We start from the raw sequence: 18374 nt of genomic DNA, 5'->3' as shown, positions 1-18374 counted from the left end.
TGGTGAGGTCAGGTGGTGCGCTGGTGTGGGTGGTGCGCTGTTACAGGGGAAAGAGTGAGCGGGTTTCCGCGAAAGCTTCGTCGGTGCGCTCGAGGGCCGTGGCCACGTCGTCGAGGGTGTGGGCGGCGGAGAAAAACATGTTGTGCCACGGGTGCAGCAGCACTCCCCTGCGCACGGCCGCGTCGGTAAACGCAAACACCTGGCGGAGCTCGGCGTCGTCGTCAAAGCGCATGAACGGCATCACCACCGGGCCGGTCTGCACCAGCCCAAAACCGTGCGCTGCCGCCTGGCTCTGGAGCCCGGTGCGGAACGCGGATCCGGCGGCGTTCATTGTGCGGATACCGTTGGTGTCGCGCAGCAGGGTGAGGGTGGCCACGGCGGCAGCCATCGCGACGCCGCCCATCCAAAACGAGCCCGTGACGTAGATGGAGGCGGCGGCCTCTTTATACGCTTGCCCACCAACCACGGCGGCGAGAGAGTAGCCGTTCGCTATGCCCTTACTAAAGGCGGTCATGTCGGGGCGCACCCCAAACTGCTCCCACGCGCCGGCCATGTCGAGCCGGAATCCGGTGCGCACCTCGTCGAGGATAAAGGCCGCACCGATACGGGTGGCGATGGCGCGAACACCCCTGGCGAACTCGGCCGTGGCCAGTTCCTGATCGTAGAGGGCGTCGTGACGGAACGGCGGAACAATAATCGCGGCCACATCTCCCTCGGCTTCGGCGACGGCCGCTTCGAGCGAGGCGAGATCGTTGTACTCAAATTCGATGATGTCGGCACGGTCCGCGGCGGTGACCCCGGCCGGGTTCGGGGTGAACCAGGCATTGGCACCGTGGTACGCCTTTCGGGCCTTGAGCAGTTTCGTGCGACCGGTCTCCGCCCGGGCGGTAACTACGGCGATGGACGTGGCGTCCGTTCCGTTTTTGGCGAACATGGCCCAGTCAGCGTGGGCGACGGTGTCGACCAGCAGCTCAGCGAGCTCTACAAAGTGACGGCTCGGGCCCGCCAGGGCATCGCCCTTCACCTGCTGGGCAGCTGCGGCAGCGTCAATGACGGGGTTCGCGTATCCGGCGATCATCGGCCCAAAGGCGCACATAAAGTCGATGTACTCGTTGTCGTCCACGTCCCAGACCCGGGCACCGGCGCCGCGGCTGTAAAATTGAGGGTAGCTCGGTGGCATCTGCTGCAGCACAGTCATGTGGCCATAGACGCCGCCGGGAACAACGGCGAGCGCGCGGTCACGCAGGGCCGAGTCTGCGGTGCGCAGCCGGGGTGTTGTCAGTAGTGTCATCGAGATTCCTTTGGTGTTGACCCGCGTGGAGACACGGTCGGGGTATGCACCTAGTTTTTCGGACGCGTGTTCAGAATAAATATCGGGACTGTTTCAATCAGGTAAATTAAGTCACGCGTCCAAAATAAAGATTTGTCCGATTCGCGGCCCGGGAGAGGCACCAGAATGCCCAAGATTGTCGACCACGACCAACGTCGCCGCGAGATCCTCCAGGCCACCTGGCGTGTGATCGCCAACCAGGGCATTGATGCGGCGACCATTCGCGAGATCGCTCGCGAAGCTGGCTTCTCCAACGGCGTGCTCTCGCACTACTTCACCAACAAGGAGGAGATCCTGATCTCGGCCCACCGGCTGGCATTCCAGCAGGTCTACGACCGAGCGAGCAAAGCTAATGAGGGAATTGTGGGCATCGAAGCTGTGCGCCGCGCACTCTACGAGGCCCTCCCCCTCGACGCGGAGCGGCGCATCGAGGCCATCCTCGATGTGAGCTTCTGGTCGCAGGCGCTGGTGAACGATCGGCTCAATGCCGTGCGCCGCGACTCCATCATGGGCGGCCGCGAATGGTGGAAGGCGATGCTGCTAGACGGACGAGCGCGCAACGAGATCGTGGCATCACTGTCGGACGACGTGCTCTGCGACGAGATCCAGGCCCTGATCGACGGGATTTCGGTGCAGGCTGTGATGTACCCCGACGACATGATCCCCTCACGCCAGAAAGCCATGGCCGACGCGTTCCTCTCCCGCATCACCGCCTGACCCCACGCCACACGCATTGCACCCCGAGCACAACGTGTGCTATTTCTCTTTTTAGGACAAGCGTCCAATAACGAGAGGTGGAGGCAGTGCAGGCAACATCGATGCAGGCGTCACAGGAGTTGGCCCTGGGTATTTTGATGCCCCGGATGGGCCTCGGGGTTTTCGACATGGACAACGAAACCACCGCGTCCATCGTCTGCGCCGCGATCGAGCTGGGCTATCGGTCGATCGATACCGCCAGCATCTACGGCAACGAAGTGGGCGTCGGCGAGGGCATCCGACGGTCAGGAATTGACCGCGGCGACCTGTTTGTCACCACCAAACTGTGGGTGGATGCACACGGTGTGCAGCCCGCTCAGCGGGCCGCCGAGGCCTCGCTGGCGCGGCTCGGCCTGGACTACCTCGACCTGTACCTCATCCACTGGCCCTACAGCGTCGGCGGACAGCACCGTCAGGCGTGGCTGGGATTGGAGACAGTGAAAGAACGAGGACTCACCCGCCAGATTGGCGTGTCCAACTTCTCCCCCACCCAGCTGAACGAGCTAGTCGAACTGGGCGGCTCCATTCCGGTGATCAACCAGATTGAGCTGCACCCTTTCAACACCCGGGGGGATGACCGCGCCAATCACACCCGGTTGGGGGTGGTGACCGAATCGTGGTCACCACTGGCGCGGGGCCGCATCTTTGACAATCCGGTGATCGCCGCGGTGGCCGCCAAACACGGGGTGAGCGCGGCACGGGCAGTTCTGCGCTGGCACCTCCAGCACGGCCTGGTGACCGTGGCAAAAAGCTCGAGCCCGGCACGTCTGGCCGAGAACCTTGCGGTGTTTGACTTTGTACTGGATGACGACGACATGGCGGGTCTCAACGGGCTTGACCGCGGCGAGAGCATCGAACCCGACTACTACAAGCTGAGTTGACGTGAGCCTGCCTGCCGCGCCGACCGCCTCGGGCCACGCCGGCGACCTGCTGTCGCGCGGCGCGCGCCTGCGCCTGACCTTTGTGCTCGGTGCCCTCACCGCGCTTGGTCCATTCACCATCGACCTGTATCTGCCCGCGTTTCCCGCCGTCGCCGCGAGTCTGGAAACTACGGCCGCGGCGGTGCAGACCACCCTCGCGGGCACCACTTTGGGCATTGCGATTGGAGTGCTGGTGATGGGCCCGTGGAGCGACCGCGTCGGCCGACGGATGCCGCTGCTGCTCGCAACCAGCGCCCACGTGCTCGCCTCGCTCGCGTGTGCGGCCTCGCCCGATATTCTCGCGCTGACCATCGCCCGCTTCATGATGGGCGCCGCTGCCGCGGCCGGCGGTGTGGTGGCCGCAGCAATGGTGCGCGACCTGTACAGCGGGCTACCCATGATGAAACTGTCGTCGCGCCTGGCAATGATCAACGGGGCCGCCCCAATCATCGCGCCCGTGCTCGGATCGGTGCTGCTCAACTGGGTCGACTGGCGCGGAATTTTTGTGGTTCTCGCTGCCTATGCGGTTGTGGTGGTGGCGGCCACCGCTGCGATGATCCCAGAGACCCTGCCCCCGGCTCAGCGCTCCGCCGGCGGATTCCGTGCCTTCGGAACCAGCGCCGTGTCTCTGCTGCGCGACCGTATCTTCCTGTCCCTGATGATTGTGGGCGGAATGGTGTGGGGCAGCGAGTTCACCTACCTGGCGGGCTCGGCGTTCTTGTTTCAGGACCACTACGGCTTCAGCGCGCCCGAGTACGGACTGCTGTTTGCCGTGAATGCGGTGGGGTACGTCGCAGGAACCCAGCTCGGCGCGCGAATTGCCCACCGGTTCGCCCCGCAGAAACTGCTGACCCTGGGCACAGCGGTGATGACGGCCGCCGCCGTGGGCATCACCATTGGCACCGCCGTCGACTCGCTCGGCATGGTTCTCGTGACGGTGTGGTTTTCTGTCGCGGCCGTGGGAGTGAGTGTGCCCTGCGCCAACGTGCTCGCACTCAACCGGGTGCATCGCAACGCGGGAACCGCCGCCGCGCTGCTCGGAGGAGCCAACTTCGGCATCGCCGCGCTTGTGACTCCGCTGGCCTCGCTGGGCTCCGGTAGCTCCGGCAGCGGTATGGGGCTGGTGATGCTGGTCACCTCGGCAGTCGCTTTCGCCCTCGCCCTGATGCTGCGGCGCCGTAATGTCGGCTGGCCCGTAGCCGAGCCCCGGTCGGCACCGGCCGTTCGGGTGTAGCTACCCCCGAATCGCGGCGGGGCACTGGGCCCCGCCGCGGAGGCGCGTTCACCAGAGGCGCTGCGCTGCTAGTTGACCTCGTCCGGGTGGCCGCCGACGCGACGGCCTGCGTCGAGAGAATCGATGGTGGCCATCTCGGCGGCGCTCAGCTCGAAGTCCAACACGTCGAAGTTCTCCGCGATGCGTGCTTTGGTGCTCGACTTCGGAAACACGATGTTGCCGGTCTGCAGGTGCCAGCGGATGACCACCTGGGCCGCCGACTTGCCGTGTGCCGTGGCCGCGGCCCCGACCTCGGGAAGCTCGAGCAGGGGGTACTTGCCCTGGCCGAGCGGGCCCCAGGCCTCGATGGCGATTCCGTTCGCCCGGGCAAAGGCCGTCACATCGCGCTGGGCGAAGGCCGGGTGCAGCTCGATCTGGTTCACCGCGGGCACGGTGTCGCTGCCGGCGATGACCTTCTCGAGGTGCTCGATCTGAAAGTTGGAAACGCCGATCGACGTGGACTTGCCCTGCGCCTTGATCTCCTCGAGCGCCAACCAGCTGCGCAGGTAGAGATCCTTCTGCGGGGTGGGCCAGTGGATCAGGTACAGGTCGACGTGGTCGAGACCAAGCTTCTCCAGGCTCGTGTCGATCGCGGCATGCGCGGTCGCGGTGCCCTGGTCGGCGTTCCACAGCTTTGTGGTGATGAACAGTTCGTCGCGCGGAATGCCGGAGGCGGCGAGCGCGCGGCCCACACCCTCTTCGTTTCCGTAGATGGCGGCGGTGTCAATATGGCGGTAGCCGGCCTCGAGGGCGTCGGTCACGATTCGTTCTGTTTCGGCCGGGTCGACCAGGAAAACGCCGAAGCCCAATTGCGGGATGTCACGGCCGTCGTTGAGGGTGAGTGTGGGAACGGGAGTCGAAGTACTCATCCATCCATCGTTGCACGCAGTGCTGACAGTACGCAGTGCCGACAGCGCGCGGGCGACGGACCTTCTCACTTAAGATAGAACGCTGATGTCTTCCCCTAATCCCCTCCCGCAGACCGAGCTCCCGGTGATCACCTACCCCGAGGACCTCCCGGTCAGCCAGCGACGGCAGGACATCGCCGACATCATCTCCGCCAACCAGGTCGTCATCATCGCAGGTGAAACCGGCTCGGGTAAAACGACACAGCTTCCGAAGATCCTGCTCGAGCTCGGCCGCACCAGCATCGGCCACACCCAGCCGCGCCGGATCGCCGCCCGCACCATCGCCGAACGCATCGCCGAGGAACTCGGCCAGGAAGTCGGCGACCTCGTCGGCTACCAGGTGCGATTCACCGACCGGGTCGGCAAGAACACCCGCATCAAGCTGATGACCGACGGCATCTTGCTCAACGAGATCCACCGCGACCGGTTGCTGCGCAAATACGACGCGATCATCATCGACGAGGCCCACGAGCGCAGCCTCACCATCGACTTCCTCCTCGGCTACCTGAAACAGCTGCTGCCGAGGCGTCCCGACCTCAAGGTCATCGTCACCAGTGCCACTATCGACCCGGAGAGCTTCTCGAAGCACTTCGAGGGGGCTCCCATCATCGAGGTCACCGGGCGCACCTACCCGGTCGAGGTGCGGTACCGTCCGTTGGTTGCAGAGGCCATTGAGACGGATGATCCGGACGAGGTTCCTGCGAAGGACGCAGTCGACCGGGACTATCTGGAGGGCATTAACGCGGCACTGGATGAACTCGCGCGCGAGTCATCCGGCGACGTCCTCGTATTTTTGAGCGGCGAGAACGAGATCCGCGACGCGGAGGACTCGATCCGCGGGCGCAACCTCCCGCACACCGAGGTGCTGCCGTTGTACGGCCGGCTGTCCGCCGCTGACCAGCACAAGGTGTTCCAGCCATCGAACTCTGCCGGCACCCGGCGTCGGATCGTGCTCGCGACCAACGTCGCCGAGACCAGCCTCACCGTGCCCGGAATCAAGTACGTGATCGACGCCGGAACCGCACGCATCAGCCGGTACAGCGTGCGCTCGAAGATCCAGCGGCTGCCCATTGAGGCCATCTCGCAGGCATCCGCCAACCAGCGCTCCGGCCGATCCGGCCGCACCAGCGCCGGTATCGCGATCCGCCTCTACTCCGAGGAAGACTTCACCAAGCGCCCCGAGTTCACCGAGCCGGAGATCCTGCGCACCAACCTCGCCGCAGTGATCCTGCAGATGATCTCGCTGGGCCTCGGCGACATCGCGAAGTTCCCGTTCCTGCAGCCCCCGGACTCCCGCGGCATCAAGGACGGCCTCGACCTGCTGCGCGAACTCGGCGCGGTCACCGCAGCGAGCAAAGACGCCGACCCCCAGATCACCCGCATCGGCAAGCAGCTCAGCCAGCTGCCGATCGACCCGAGGCTCGCCCGGATGGTGCTCGAGTCGAAGCAGCACGGCACCACCCGCGAGGTCATCGCGATTGTGGCGGCGCTGAGCATCCAGGACCCGCGCGAGCGCCCTCTCGAACGCCGCGCCCAGGCAGACCAGCAGCATGCCCGCTTCAACGACGTCACGAGCGACTTCCTCACCCTGCTGAACCTCTGGAACTACCTGGAGGAGAAGCAGGCCGAGCTGAGCAGCAGCGCGTTCCGGCGCCTCTGCAAGGCCGAGTACCTCAACTACCTGCGCATCCGCGAGTGGCAGGATGTCTACCGCCAGCTGACCCGCCAGGTGAAGCAGCTCGGGCTGCACCTCGGGTCGCCGAGTGCGAACCCCGACGGCATCCACCGATCCCTGCTTGCGGGCTTGCTCAGCCAGATCGGCATCCGCGACGCGGTGAAGCGGGACTACGTCGGTGCCCGGCAGGTGCGGTTTGTGATTTTTCCCGGCTCCTCCGTCAACAAAAAGCAGCCGGCCGCCGTGATGAGCGCCGAGCTGGTAGAAACCAGTCGCCTGTTTGCGCGCATGAACGCCTCGATCGACCCCGCCTGGGCCGAGCCGATCGCCGGCGACCTGCTCAAGCGCAGCTACAGCGAACCGCACTGGGAGAAGAAACAGGGCGCCGCCGTCGCCTGGGAGCGGGTCACCCTGTACGGGGTCCCGATCATCCTGAAACGCCGGGCCCAGTTTGTGCGCATTGACCCGGCCTACGCCCGGGAGCTGTTCATCCGGCACGCGCTGGTCGAGGGCGAGTGGCCGACCGACCCGAAGAACGACCGCAACTACGACTTCGACCGTGCCAACCGGGCTCTTCGCGCGGAGCTGGCCGAGCTGGAAGAGCGAACGCGGCGCCGCGACATCCTGTTCGATGATGAAGCGGTCTTCGAGTTCTACCACCGGCGCATCCCGGAAGACGTCCACTCGGTGCGCAGCTTCGAGGGCTGGTGGCGCAAGGTGCGCAAAGACACCCCCGACCTGCTCGCGATGACCGCGGAGAACCTCGCCGGCGACAACACCACGGTCGACGAGGACGCGTTTCCGACCACCTGGCAGCAGGGTGACCAACGCCTCAGCCTGACCTACCGGTTCGAGCCGGGCGCAGAAGACGACGGCGTCACCGTGCAGATCCCGCTGGCGGTACTCGCGCGGCTGTCGCCCGCGGGCTTCGACTGGCAGGTTCCTGGCTTGCGCGAAGATCTCGTCACCGGGCTGATCAAGAGCCTGCCCAAGGCGATCCGGCGCAACGTGGTGCCCGCGAACGACTGGGCGAACCGCCTGCTCGAGGCGCTGCCGACCACCGACCCCGAAGAACTCGAGCAGATGTCGCTCACCGAGTTCCTCGCCCAGACGATCCAGCGCAAGACGTACACCCCGGTCACCGTCGAGGACTTCGAACAGGAACGCGTTCCCGCGCACCTGCGCATGACCTTCGCCGTGATCAACGACCGCGGCCAGGAGATCGCGCGCAGCAAGGACCTGCCCTCGCTGCAGCAGAAGCTGAAAACCCGGGTGCGGGAGTCCCTCGCGGTCGCCTCCACCCCACACGCCCTCGAGCGCGACGGGATCACGGCCTGGGACTTCGACGAGCTTCCCAAGCTCGTCGACACCCGGCGCGCCGGCACCGTGATCCGCGCCTACCCGGCCCTCGTAGACCGGGGCACCAGCATCTCCATCCGGCTCATGTCCACCCCCACCGATCAGGCACGCGCGTCGGCGGCGGGCATTCGGCGGCTGCTGCTGCTCGGAATCCCTTCCCCCCTCGGCTACGTGCGCGAGCACCTCTCCCAGGCCGAAAAACTTGCCCTCGCCACCAGTCCGTACCAGAACATCCAGGCCCTGTTCGATGACTGCCTTGTTGCAACGGTGGATGCCGGGCTGCGCGAGCACTCCCCAGACGCGCTGATCTGGACGCGCGACGAATTCGAAGCGGCGCGTCTGGCCATCTCGGCGGGGCTGGTCGAGGGCCTCTACGCGACCGTGACCACCGTGACATCCACCATGGCCGCCTATCGCGACGCCGAACGCGCCCTGCGCAGCTCCACCACCATGAGCGCGCTGCCCGCCCTCTCGGACGCCCGGGAGCAGCTCGCCGGCCTCATCTACCCGGGTTTCATCTCCCGCACGGGAACCACGCAGCTGCGCCACCTGCCGCGCTACCTGCGGGGCATCACCAGCCGGATGGAGAAACTGCCGTCCGACATCGCGCGCGACCACGTTTGGATGACCCAGGTGAAGGCGGCGACCGCTAAGTACACCGCGGCGAAGGGCGCGATCCCGCTGCCCGCCGAGGCTCCGGAGAATCTCGTCCGCGTGCGCTGGCTGCTCGAAGAATTCCGCGTCAGCCTGTTCGCGCAGCACCTTGGAACGGCGGAATCGGTGTCGGTGCAGCGCATCCAGAAGGCGCTGCTCGGCTAGCTTTCGCTCTCGGCCTGGCCCCACACCGCGCGCAGGATTCCCACGGCGTCATCGAGCGACACCTGTGAGGTCGCGGCAGCATCTGCGAGCGCGCGAGCCTGTTCCACGACGAGTTTCGGCGCTCGCGAAGCGCCGGCGGCGACGCGAGTACCCGCCGCGGTGCGGGTGACGACGAGCCCGTCTTGCTCAAGGCTCTTGTAGGCCTTCGCGGCGGTTGCCTGCGCGATCCCGAAGTCGCGCGCGGTCTGGCGAACTGTCGGCAGCCGTTCGCCGTCGCCCAATTGCCCGGATTGGATCGCTCCCCGAAAAAGTTCCGCGATGTCCTCGGCGGATCGCGGTGCGAGTGGGCTCATCGGCGCGCACCCGGAGTGAGCGCGGCATCGTCGACGTCGCTCGGCGCATCCGTTCCCGCCCGGCGCAGCTTCAGCGCTGACCGGGTCGTGTCCGTCGCGATTCTGAGCAGGAGGGCAACGCCGATTCCCTGGAAGGCGTACCCCGCGAGGTTCAGGGGGCGCGCGAATGCGTCGTAGCCACCGCCGAAGTGGATCCTCGGGTAAGAGACGTCCTCGGACACCCATCGTTGATCGAAGCTGACACTGACCTGACCGATGGACCCCGCGTGCATCCACACAGCTCCCAGCGTTGTCACCAACCCACCGAGCACAATCAACGTGAGCAAGCGCGCGGTCTGTTCGCGCTCGACGCGCACGCCCACGAAGGAGGAACGGGCGAGCACCGGGCGGTTCGCATCGGACCGCAGTGCCAGGAAGAGAACGACAGCTGCGATCGCGAGAACAACGAACGTGGCGAGATAGTTCGGCCACCCAACCCCCGCAATGTAGCCGTAGCCCTGGTTGAAGGTCATGTAGATCGGCAAATCGGTATGGTCCGTGGTCCGTCCAAAGAAGGGACCAGCTTCGGGAGCGACCATTCCGATCACCGACTGCCAGAGCGCGGTAAGGGCGACGAGGGTGGCAAGGACGGCCGTCGCCCACAGCACCGGCCGCGGCGCGAATGCGTGCCATGGCCGTCGCGGAGCGATCCCCCGCGCGCCTGGCTCGGGAAGTCGGCTGCGGCGGAGAACCAGAGCGGCGACGGCGACAACGGTGATTGCGGTAAGCAGCGGCGCCGGGCGACCCAGCCAGCCGTCAACGCCCGTGTACTGGTACTCCCCGCGCCGGGCGGCAAGTGCACTGGCGACGGTCGCAACCGCAACAACCAGAAGGGATCCCGCAATTCCGGTCCACACCAGAATCGAACGGCGAGCGACGGTTGCGGGCAGCGTGGTGGCGGACAGCGTGTTTACGGGCAGCGTCATTACAGACGGCGGGATTACGGGCAGCGTGATCAACCGACGCGGCATGACCCATGACAGGGCGAAGAAGATCAATCCGAAGGTGATTGCAACTTCGAGCGCGGGAAGGTTGTGGAATAAGACATAGACGAAGGGCGGGATCATTCGGTCTCCTCTACAACGGTGGCGGAGGCATGCAACGTGCAGCGCCGCCGCCTTGTGCTGTCAACCTAGCACAAGATTGTGCTGCGAGCGCAGTGCAAGTGGCCGCGGTCCGGTCGGAGCGGGAGAGATTGGCTACAGCGCTACAGATTGGCTACAGATTGGCTACAGATTCGCCGCACTGCACGGACGCGGCTCAACTCGGAGAAATGACCAGTGCTCGAATGGTCGCACTCACTACCGCGTGGGCGGCGTCTTCGCTGATCGGATCGTAGAGCAGCTGCGACGCGAGCCCTGCCGCGAAGGCCAGAACCGCTCGGGACAGAGCATCTGCGCTCATGGCGCGACTGAGCTCACCCTCTTCATGGGCTCGACGGGCGAGAAGCGTGAGGCGGGAGCGCAACTCGTTGTCCCAGCTTGCGAGCGTCACGGCAATCTTGGGATCAAACGGCGCCCGATCAGCGAACGCGATGCCAACGAGGCAGGCGCTACGCCGTTCGTCATCCAGCGGAAGCGTTGCCATCACCAGCCCAATCAGCCAGTCGGCAAGAGTGGGGCGGCCGGGTTCACTACTCACCTGGTCCGAAACAGAACTCTGTGCGTAACGCAGGGTCGCTGCGATCATGTCGCTCTTGGAACGAAACGTCTTCTGCACCGCACCTAACGACCAACCGGACTCGGTTGCGACGGCCCTAAACGTCACCCCCGAGAGTCCGTCGCGGGTGACGATACGCAGAGCAGCACTCGCGAGTTCATCTGTGCGTTCCACGGCCACGTCTTCTCTCCCCTATCAACCACTCGATCTACCCACTCGCGTTGCTTGCCGGCACTCGCGTTGCTTACCGGCACTCACGGCTGACTTGCGCGTTACAAGAATACAAGCGTATTCTCCTCGATTGACTGCTTAATACATTCGTATTCACGGGCGGTCACCCAGGAGGTAAATCCATGTCCGATCCCGCTCTCACCGTCCGGCGACCATATACGCTCATAGCTCTCACAACAGTCACACTGGTCGTCTTTCTTGGAGCCGCAGGCACTGCGATCTATCTCACCAGCGCGCAGTCTTTGTCTCCGGTACCGGTGGTCTTCCTTCCGGTCGCCGTGGCGCTGGCGATGTGGGCGACGATCACGGAGCGATGGAGCGCTCTCGGATACCGATCGCCTAGCTCGGACGCGTCCCGAATCGCGCTAGCGCGAACCCTGCCGGTTATTGCAATGGTGCTGGCGGTCATCCTTGTCCTCACCGCAGCCACGACCGGTGGAACCGCAGACCTGACCGCGGCGCGATGGCTCGAGATCATCGGTCTCGTAGTGCTGGTTGCGTTTGTGGAGGAAACACTTTTCCGTTCCCTGTTCGTCGGAATCCTCCGCTCCCGCGGGGCGGGCCGCGCGATGATCGCGAGCTCTCTGGCCTTCTCGCTGGCCCATTCAGTCAACGCGTTGTCGGGGCAGGATGTCGACACCACGATTCGACAACTCGTCTTCGCGTTCGTTTTCGGGTTGTCTGCGTCCGCCATCTTCCTCAGCACGGGCACCATCTGGATCACCGTCGTTTTGCACGCGGCCTTCAACTACCTCCAGCTATCCGGCTTGAACCAGACGCCAGCGGTGGTCGACTGGGCTACCATCGGCATTTTCCTCGCCCTCGCGGCCTGGTTGTGGACAGGGTTGGCGACTCAGCGCGACAGCGCCTGAATTTGGTCGACCACACGGTCGGGGCGGGAGATAAAGGGGTGATGCCCGGTCGGCAACTCAACCGAGCGCGTCGCTCGGACTGCGTGAAAACGCTGCAACCGGGCCGAGGTGCTGCGATCCTGGGTGCAGACGATGTACGTCGAGTCGATCCCCTGCCAGCCGGCGGCGGTGGTCGGCGTCATGAATGCCCCGGTGGCCTGCGCGGTGACCCGGTCCCACGCGTGACGCTGCACCGTGACATCCGCATCCTGAAGAAATCTCGCTCCGAACGACGCCGCATCGTAGCCAGCGAGGCCCAGCGTGCCATCGCCGTTGTCGCCAATCGAAACCGGGTTGCTCTCACCGCTCATGATCGCGCCCTGCGACTGGCCGACGTCGGGCAGGTAGGACGAGATATACAGCAGGTGGGCGACCGCGGCATGCTGACCGGCCTCGGCAATGACCGTGCCGCCGTAGGAGTGCCCGACGACGATCGCGGAGTCCACCTCGTCAAGCTCCGCTCGAAGCGCGGCTGCGTCAGCACCCAGTCCGTCGGACACCTGCTCGGGCGCACTCTCGCCGCACGACGGCAACGCGACCGCGCGGCTTCGAATGCCCGTGCGCTCTCGGAGCAGGTCAGCGGCCGGCTGCCACCACCACTGCCCGTCCCGCACCAGGGCACCGTGCACGAAGATGAGTTCCATTGCGGGTTCCTCTCGGGTTCAGCGGCCACGGGGAGCCTAGCCGCCCGGACGATCACGCGGCTAGGGTGGAGGTATGTCCACGGCGGTCATTGTTGATGCGGTGCGCACGGCCTCGGGCCGCGGCAAGCCCGGTGGCGCGCTCGCGGGATTTCACCCCGTCGACCTGCTGGCCTCCGTGCTGCGGGGCCTGGTCGACCGCAATGATCTCGACCCGGCGCTCCTCGACGATGTGATTGGGGGATGTCTCAGCCAGGTGGGCGGCCAATCCAGCAACATCACGCGTGCTGCTGCCCTCGCCGCAGGTTTTCCCGAGTCCGTCCCCGGTACCACGATCGACCGGCAATGCGGCAGCAGCCAGCAGGCCGTCGCCTTCGCGGCACAGGGAGTAATCGCGGGCGCCTATGACGTCGTGATCGCGTGTGGTGTCGAGCTGATGAGCAGCTATCCCCTTGGCAGTGCGACCCTCGGCGTGGACACCGCGGGAGTGAAGCTCGCCGCCCGCTACGCGGACGGTTTGATCGGCCAAGGGATCTCAGCAGAGCTCGTGGCCGCCCGGTGGGGGCTCGACCGCGAGACCCTTGACGCTTACGCACTGCGATCGCACCAGCTGGCGGCGGAGGCGGACTTCGCGCGCGAAATCCTCCCCGTGCGCGCGAGCGACACGGACCACCCGCATCACCTCGACGAAACCATTCGGCCGACCACCACACTTGAGGCCCTCGCGCAATTGGCGCCGGCTTTCCGCAACGACGCCGCCGCGGCCCGCTTTCCGGAGATCGACTGGCAGATCACCGCGGGCAACTCCTCGCCGCTGACCGATGGCGCCTCGGCGGTGCTCATCATGAGTGAGGACCGGGCAAAATCGCTGGGGCTCACCCCGCGCGCCCGGCTCGCCGCCTTCGCGGTGACCGGATCCGATCCCATCGAGATGCTCACCGGAGTGATCCCGGTGAGTTGGCGCATCCTCGACCGGGCACGCCTGGAAGTCGACGACATCGACACGTTCGAGGTGAACGAAGCGTTCGCCTCCGTGCCCCTGGCGTGGCTACAGGAACTCGGCGCCGATCCGGCTCTGCTCAACCCGCGCGGCGGCGCAATCGCGCTCGGTCACCCGATCGGCTCGAGCGGAACGCGCCTGCTGACCACAATGCTGTCGACCCTCGAGCAGGGCGGCGGCCGGTGGGGGCTGCAGGTGATGTGCGAGGGCGGCGGCATGGCGAATGCGACCCTGATCGAACGGCTGGGCTGATCAACGGATGGGCTGATCAACGGATGGGCTGATCAACTGCTGGGCTGACCGCTGGGCTGATCAAGCGACTGAGCCGATCGACCTGAGCCGATCACCCTGAGCCGCATACGTGCCCGACGCGCCCGTCAGGGACTCGCTGGGCTTACCTGCCGTCACTCAATCCACGGCCCCGTCACCCAGCGGACAGTCGTCGACCTGAGCCCCCTGTTCAGCCCCTCCACCGGACAACAATCGACGCATTCCGGACGAAAAAGCGACGCTACAGCCCTTTCGATGAGCGGTCCTCCTACGTCGAGTCGACAGCTGTCCTGTCGGCACCGATGCCCGTCGGCAACTGTCCGCTCGGCAGGCGCATTCGGCTGGGAGGCGCATCCGGCCGGCAGGCGCTAGAACAGCTCCTTGCCGAAGCACAGCGACCCGGGCACGACCTCGTACCCTCGGAACGACGGGATCGGCACATATCCGAGTCCCTCGTACAGTCGAATGGCGTCGATCTGCAGGTCCGCGGTCTGCAGGATGAGGGTACGCACTCCCCCGCTGCGGGCAATGATCTCCAGCTCCCGCATCAGCAGCTTGGACACCCCGCGCCCGCGATAGTCCCGCGCCACAAAAACGCGCTTCACCTCGAGTTGGTCACCAAAGGCACGCAGCGCGGCGTGCCCCACCGCGACGTCTCCGTCGAGCACCACGATTGACGTGACAATGTCGGCCGGGTCAATGGCGAACGCATCCTGCATCGGCGGGATCGACTCGGGCGGCATCGTCGCGAAGCGCTCGGCGTAGAGCTCGCCCATTTCGGCGTCCATTTCGGCACGCAGACGCAGCCCACGCGGGTCATCCCACTCAACCTCGATGATCGAGAGCGGATCGGGAGCCACCGGAGCGAAGGGGGACACGTGCGCGGATTCGACTCGGGGTTCACGGACTTCAGACACGATCGCCCAGCTTATCCCCACGCGAACTCCGACAGCCACCGCAGCCGGAACGCCCCACCGCGACACTCACCCGCGACACCCACCTGCCGAGCTGCTGTCGACCTCCCAGCACGCGCGTCTCCTTGCCCGCCGACCCGCCGGCACGCACCTCTCACCACCCGCCGACCACCCGCCGGTGCCCCTGCGCCCGCGTAAGCTAAAGCTCTTGTGAGTTCTTACGCCAGTTTGTTGAAAACCCCGGGGGTCGCCCGGATCATTGCCGCGCAGCTGACCGCCCGATTCCCCAACGGGATGCTGTCGCTCGCGTTTCTCCTCCACATCGAGCACATCACCGGCTCGTACGGCTCGGCCGGCCTGGTACTGGCTGCGACGAGCGTCGGTCAGGCGGTCGCGGGCCCCGTGACCAGCCGCTGGATGGGCGTCTGGGGCATGCGCCGCGTGCTGGTGCTGACCATCGCGGTTTCCGCCGCAATGACCGCGGTCATCGCGTTCGTGGAAATGTCGGTACCCGCCTACATGGTGGTCGGCCTCATTGTCGGGTTGAGCAGCCCGCCCGTGCAGTCGGCCGTGCGCACCATTTACCCCAAGATGGTCAACTCCCGCCAGCTCACTCCCCTCTTCGCGCTCGACGCCTCGGCCCAGGAGATCATCTGGGTTGCCGGACCGGTCATCACCACCTTCGTCGCGCTGCAGTTCAGCACCGTCGCCGCGATCGTGCTCGCGCTCGCCTTCCTGATCTTCGGCGGCGCCTGGTTTGTGTTGTCCCCGGAGGTCGGGCGGGTACGCATCCCGCGCAGCCGACGCAAACTCGGCAAGGTGCTCACCAAGCGTGCCGTGCTGTTGTCCACCATCACCGGATTCCTGCTGCTCGGCGCCTGCTCGGCCGTCGAGGCGAGCGTGGTGTCCGCCTTCGGTCACGACGGTCTCGAGGGTGGCCTGGTGCTCGGCATCTTCGCGATCGGTTCCCTGATCGGCGGACTGGCTCTTGGCCACCTTCCGGTGAGTCCCTGGTCGATGGCGCGGCGCATGTTCGCGGTGTTCGTCGGGATGGCGCTCGCGCTGTTCTCGCTCGATTTCTGGTGGCTGGCAGTGACCCTGCTGATAGCGGGGATCGGGATCGCTCCGGCATTCGGGGTGATGTCGGCGATCGTGACCTCAAGCGTCAAATTCAGCGACACGGCTGAGGCCTACGGCTGGGTCGGCACGGGCCAGCTGATCGGCGCCGCCCTCGGCTCTGCCCTCGCCGGGTTCTTGATTGACCTAAACGGTCCCTCCGGCGGGTTCCTGGTCGCTGCCACCTTCGCGTTCTTCGGGTTCCTCTTTCCCACGCTGTTCCGACGCTGGCACCCCGACCTTCGCGGGCGCGATGCCAGCCCGATTCCCGACACCGAGCCGGTCTATACACAACCCAGCTGAGCCATGGCAACTATTGGGGACACCAGGCGATAATCGGGGAGAATAGGGGGATGACTCCTGCCGCTTTCTCCCCGGTCCTGCCACTGTCTGACGGCAACGTCATTCCCCAACTCGGCCTCGGGGTCTACAAGGTCGAGGACACCGTCGCCAGCACGCTGGTCGCCGGTGCGATCGAGGCTGGCTACCGGCACATCGATACCGCCGCGCTGTACAACAACGAGCGCGGGGTGGGCGAGGGAGTGCGCGCTTCCGGCGTCCCGCGCGAAGAGATCTTCGTCACCACGAAGGTCTGGAACGACCGGCACGGCTACGACGAGACGCAACGCGCGTTCGACGAGAGCCTCGAGTTACTGGGAATGGACTACGTCGACCTGTATCTGATCCACTGGCCCGCTCCCGAGCAGAATCGCTACACGGAAGCGTGGCGAGCGTTGGTCAAGCTGCAGGAAGACGGACGAGTGCGCTCCATCGGCGTCAGCAACTTCAAGTCGCACCACCTCAACCGGCTGCGCGACACCTCTGACGTACTCCCCGTTCTCAACCAGGTGGAGTTGCACCCCTGGCTGCCGCAGTTGGAGACCCGTACCTTCGACCGCTCGCTCGGGATCCTGACGGAGTCGTGGTCGCCACTGGCCCGTGGACGCGTGCTCGGCAACGACATCCTGGACTCGATCGCAGACAAGCACGGTAAATCACCCGCGCAGGTGGTGTTGCGGTGGCACATCCAGCTCGGACTGGTGGTCATTCCCAAGTCGAACTCGCTCGACCGCATTCGCGAGAACTCCCAGGTGTTCGACTTCACCTTGGACGTAGCCGACGTGGCCGCGATCGCGGGCCTCGAAACGGGCGAGCGCACCGGTCTCGACCCGGACGATCACGGCTAAACCAGAACCTGCCTACCAGCGCTCGTGAATCGCGGCCCGGAAGTAGCGGTCGTAGAGCTCGGTCACGGCTTCGGTGAACGCGGCGTCGAGCGTTTCGACACTGCCCGCTGACGCGTTGGACTGCGCCTGCTCGACCGAACGTGCACCGGGGATGACCATGCTGACGCCCTCGAGCTGCGCGACCCAGGCCAGCGCCGCCTGCGCGGGGGTGAGGTCATAGCTGTCGGCGAGTACCGAGAACTCCTGGGCGGCGGCAACGCCTCGCTCGAAGTCGACACCGGAGAAGGTCTCCCCCACGTCGAAGGCCTCACCGTGGCGGTTGAAGGTGCGGTGGTCGTTCGCCGCGAAGGTGGTATCGGCCGTGTACTTTCCGCTGAGCAGTCCGCTGGCCAGCGGCACCCGCGCGATGATTCCCACGCCCGCCTCGGTCGCGGCCGGCAGCACTCGGTCAAGCGGCTTCAACCGGAACGCGTTCAGGATGATCTGCACGCTGGCAACGTTGGGGCGCGCGATGGCTGCGAGCGCTTCATCCGCCGTCTCCACACTAACCCCGTAGTTTTTGATGGCGCCGTCGGCCACCAGGGTGTCGAGTGCGTCGTACACGGAATCTGTGGAGAGAACGGATGTCGGTGGGCAATGCAACTGCACCAGGTCGAGCGTCTCGACGCCCAGGTTCTTCCGGGAGCGATCGGTCCAGGCGCGAAAGTTCTCCAGGGTGAAGTTCGAAGGGTCCTGTGCCTCGCGGCGACCCATTTTGGTGGCGACGAAGATGTCGGCCTCGGGGCGGTCGGCCAGATATCCGCCGATGAGCTGCTCGCTGCGGCCGTCGCCGTAGACATCGGCGGTGTCGAAGGCGGTGACGCCCGCGTCAACGGCGGCGTCGAGAACGGCCCGGGCATCCGCCTCGGTCACATCCCCCCAGTCGGCACCAAGCTGCCAGGTGCCGAGAGCGATAACGGAAACGGTGCGACCTGTGCGGCCGAGGATGCGCTTTTGCATTCCCTGAGGTTACC

Annotated in this window: 16 protein-coding genes; 8 read left to right on the top strand and 8 right to left on the bottom strand. The window is 65.7% G+C overall.

Going from position 1 to position 18374, the window contains the following annotated elements:
* Positions 1–40: 40 nt before the first annotated feature.
* Positions 41–1291 carry an aminotransferase class III-fold pyridoxal phosphate-dependent enzyme gene (locus B0I08_RS13870; RefSeq protein WP_106213837.1) on the bottom strand — a complete coding sequence of 417 codons (1251 nt, stop codon included), beginning with the start codon at positions 1289–1291 and terminating at the stop codon, positions 41–43.
* Positions 1292–1456: 165 nt separating this feature from the next.
* Between B0I08_RS13870 and B0I08_RS13865 the strand changes: the two genes are divergently transcribed.
* From B0I08_RS13865 to B0I08_RS13855, 3 genes are all read left to right on the top strand, one after another.
* Positions 1457–2047, top strand: a complete 591-nt coding sequence (locus B0I08_RS13865) for a TetR/AcrR family transcriptional regulator (RefSeq protein WP_106213835.1) — start codon at positions 1457–1459, stop codon at positions 2045–2047.
* Between the two features lie 86 nt (positions 2048–2133).
* Positions 2134–2967, top strand: coding sequence for an aldo/keto reductase (locus B0I08_RS13860; protein WP_219905678.1), 834 nt, complete (start codon positions 2134–2136; stop codon positions 2965–2967).
* A gap of 1 nt (position 2968) precedes the next feature.
* Positions 2969–4240, top strand: a complete 1272-nt coding sequence (locus tag B0I08_RS13855; RefSeq protein WP_106213831.1) for a Bcr/CflA family efflux MFS transporter — start codon at positions 2969–2971, stop codon at positions 4238–4240.
* A 68-nt stretch (positions 4241–4308) separates the two neighbouring features.
* Here the strand turns inward: B0I08_RS13855 and B0I08_RS13850 are convergent, their stop codons facing one another.
* Entirely contained in the window at positions 4309–5148 is an 840-nt protein-coding gene (locus tag B0I08_RS13850) for an aldo/keto reductase (protein ID WP_106213829.1), read from the bottom strand.
* 85 nt (positions 5149–5233) lie between these two features.
* Here B0I08_RS13850 and hrpA point away from each other — a divergent pair, with 85 nt between their 5' ends.
* Positions 5234–9040: an ATP-dependent RNA helicase HrpA gene (gene hrpA, locus B0I08_RS13845; protein ID WP_106213827.1), complete on the top strand. Its 3807-nt coding sequence runs from the start codon at positions 5234–5236 to the stop codon at positions 9038–9040.
* On the opposite strand, the gene B0I08_RS13840 is transcribed toward hrpA, so the two are convergent.
* The 3 genes from B0I08_RS13840 to B0I08_RS13830 all read right to left on the bottom strand — a co-directional run bounded on the left by B0I08_RS13840 (position 9037) and on the right by B0I08_RS13830 (position 11265).
* Entirely contained in the window at positions 9037–9393 is a 357-nt protein-coding gene (locus B0I08_RS13840) for a GntR family transcriptional regulator (RefSeq protein WP_106213825.1), read from the bottom strand. The genes hrpA and B0I08_RS13840 overlap by 4 nt on opposite strands.
* A complete protein-coding gene (locus B0I08_RS13835) occupies positions 9390–10499 on the bottom strand; it encodes a hypothetical protein (RefSeq protein ID WP_106213823.1) in 1110 nt (369 codons plus the stop codon). Before B0I08_RS13835 ends, B0I08_RS13840 begins: the two co-directional genes overlap by 4 nt.
* 193 nt (positions 10500–10692) lie before the next feature.
* A complete protein-coding gene (locus B0I08_RS13830) occupies positions 10693–11265 on the bottom strand; it encodes a TetR/AcrR family transcriptional regulator (RefSeq protein WP_106213821.1) in 573 nt (190 codons plus the stop codon).
* Between the two features lie 179 nt (positions 11266–11444).
* On the opposite strand from B0I08_RS13830, the gene B0I08_RS13825 reads away from it, so the two are divergent.
* Complete coding sequence (locus tag B0I08_RS13825) at positions 11445–12194, top strand: CPBP family intramembrane glutamic endopeptidase (protein ID WP_106213819.1); 750 nt, start codon at positions 11445–11447, stop codon at positions 12192–12194.
* Here the strand turns inward: B0I08_RS13825 and B0I08_RS13820 are convergent.
* Entirely contained in the window at positions 12176–12877 is a 702-nt protein-coding gene (locus B0I08_RS13820; RefSeq protein WP_106213817.1) for an alpha/beta hydrolase, read from the bottom strand. The genes B0I08_RS13825 and B0I08_RS13820 overlap by 19 nt on opposite strands.
* A 73-nt stretch (positions 12878–12950) precedes the next feature.
* Here B0I08_RS13820 and B0I08_RS13815 point away from each other — a divergent pair, with 73 nt between their 5' ends.
* Positions 12951–14126 (top strand): thiolase family protein, encoded by a 1176-nt coding sequence (locus tag B0I08_RS13815; protein WP_106213815.1) that lies wholly within the window; start codon positions 12951–12953, stop codon positions 14124–14126.
* 386 nt (positions 14127–14512) lie between these two features.
* Here the strand turns inward: B0I08_RS13815 and B0I08_RS13810 are convergent, their stop codons facing one another.
* The gene (locus B0I08_RS13810; RefSeq protein ID WP_146134429.1) at positions 14513–15061 is read right to left on the bottom strand and encodes a GNAT family N-acetyltransferase; all 549 of its coding nucleotides are present in this window, start codon (positions 15059–15061) and stop codon (positions 14513–14515) included.
* A 207-nt stretch (positions 15062–15268) separates the two neighbouring features.
* On the opposite strand from B0I08_RS13810, the gene B0I08_RS13805 reads away from it, so the two are divergent.
* Both B0I08_RS13805 and B0I08_RS13800 read left to right on the top strand, forming a co-directional pair.
* The gene (locus tag B0I08_RS13805; protein WP_106213811.1) at positions 15269–16477 is read left to right on the top strand and encodes an MFS transporter; all 1209 of its coding nucleotides are present in this window, start codon (positions 15269–15271) and stop codon (positions 16475–16477) included.
* Positions 16478–16527: 50 nt separating this feature from the next.
* A complete protein-coding gene (locus B0I08_RS13800; protein ID WP_106213809.1) occupies positions 16528–17361 on the top strand; it encodes an aldo/keto reductase in 834 nt (277 codons plus the stop codon).
* A gap of 12 nt (positions 17362–17373) precedes the next feature.
* Here the strand turns inward: B0I08_RS13800 and B0I08_RS13795 are convergent, their stop codons facing one another.
* On the bottom strand, positions 17374–18360 hold the full coding sequence (locus B0I08_RS13795) for an aldo/keto reductase (RefSeq protein ID WP_106213807.1): 987 nt from the start codon (positions 18358–18360) through the stop codon (positions 17374–17376).
* Positions 18361–18374: the final 14 nt, after the last annotated feature.

Source organism: Glaciihabitans tibetensis, from assembly GCF_003003265.1.
Classification (GTDB): domain Bacteria; phylum Actinomycetota; class Actinomycetes; order Actinomycetales; family Microbacteriaceae; genus Glaciihabitans; species Glaciihabitans tibetensis.
The sequence above is the reverse complement of the archived record's forward strand: the minus strand, read 5'-3'. Positions and strand labels throughout refer to the sequence as shown.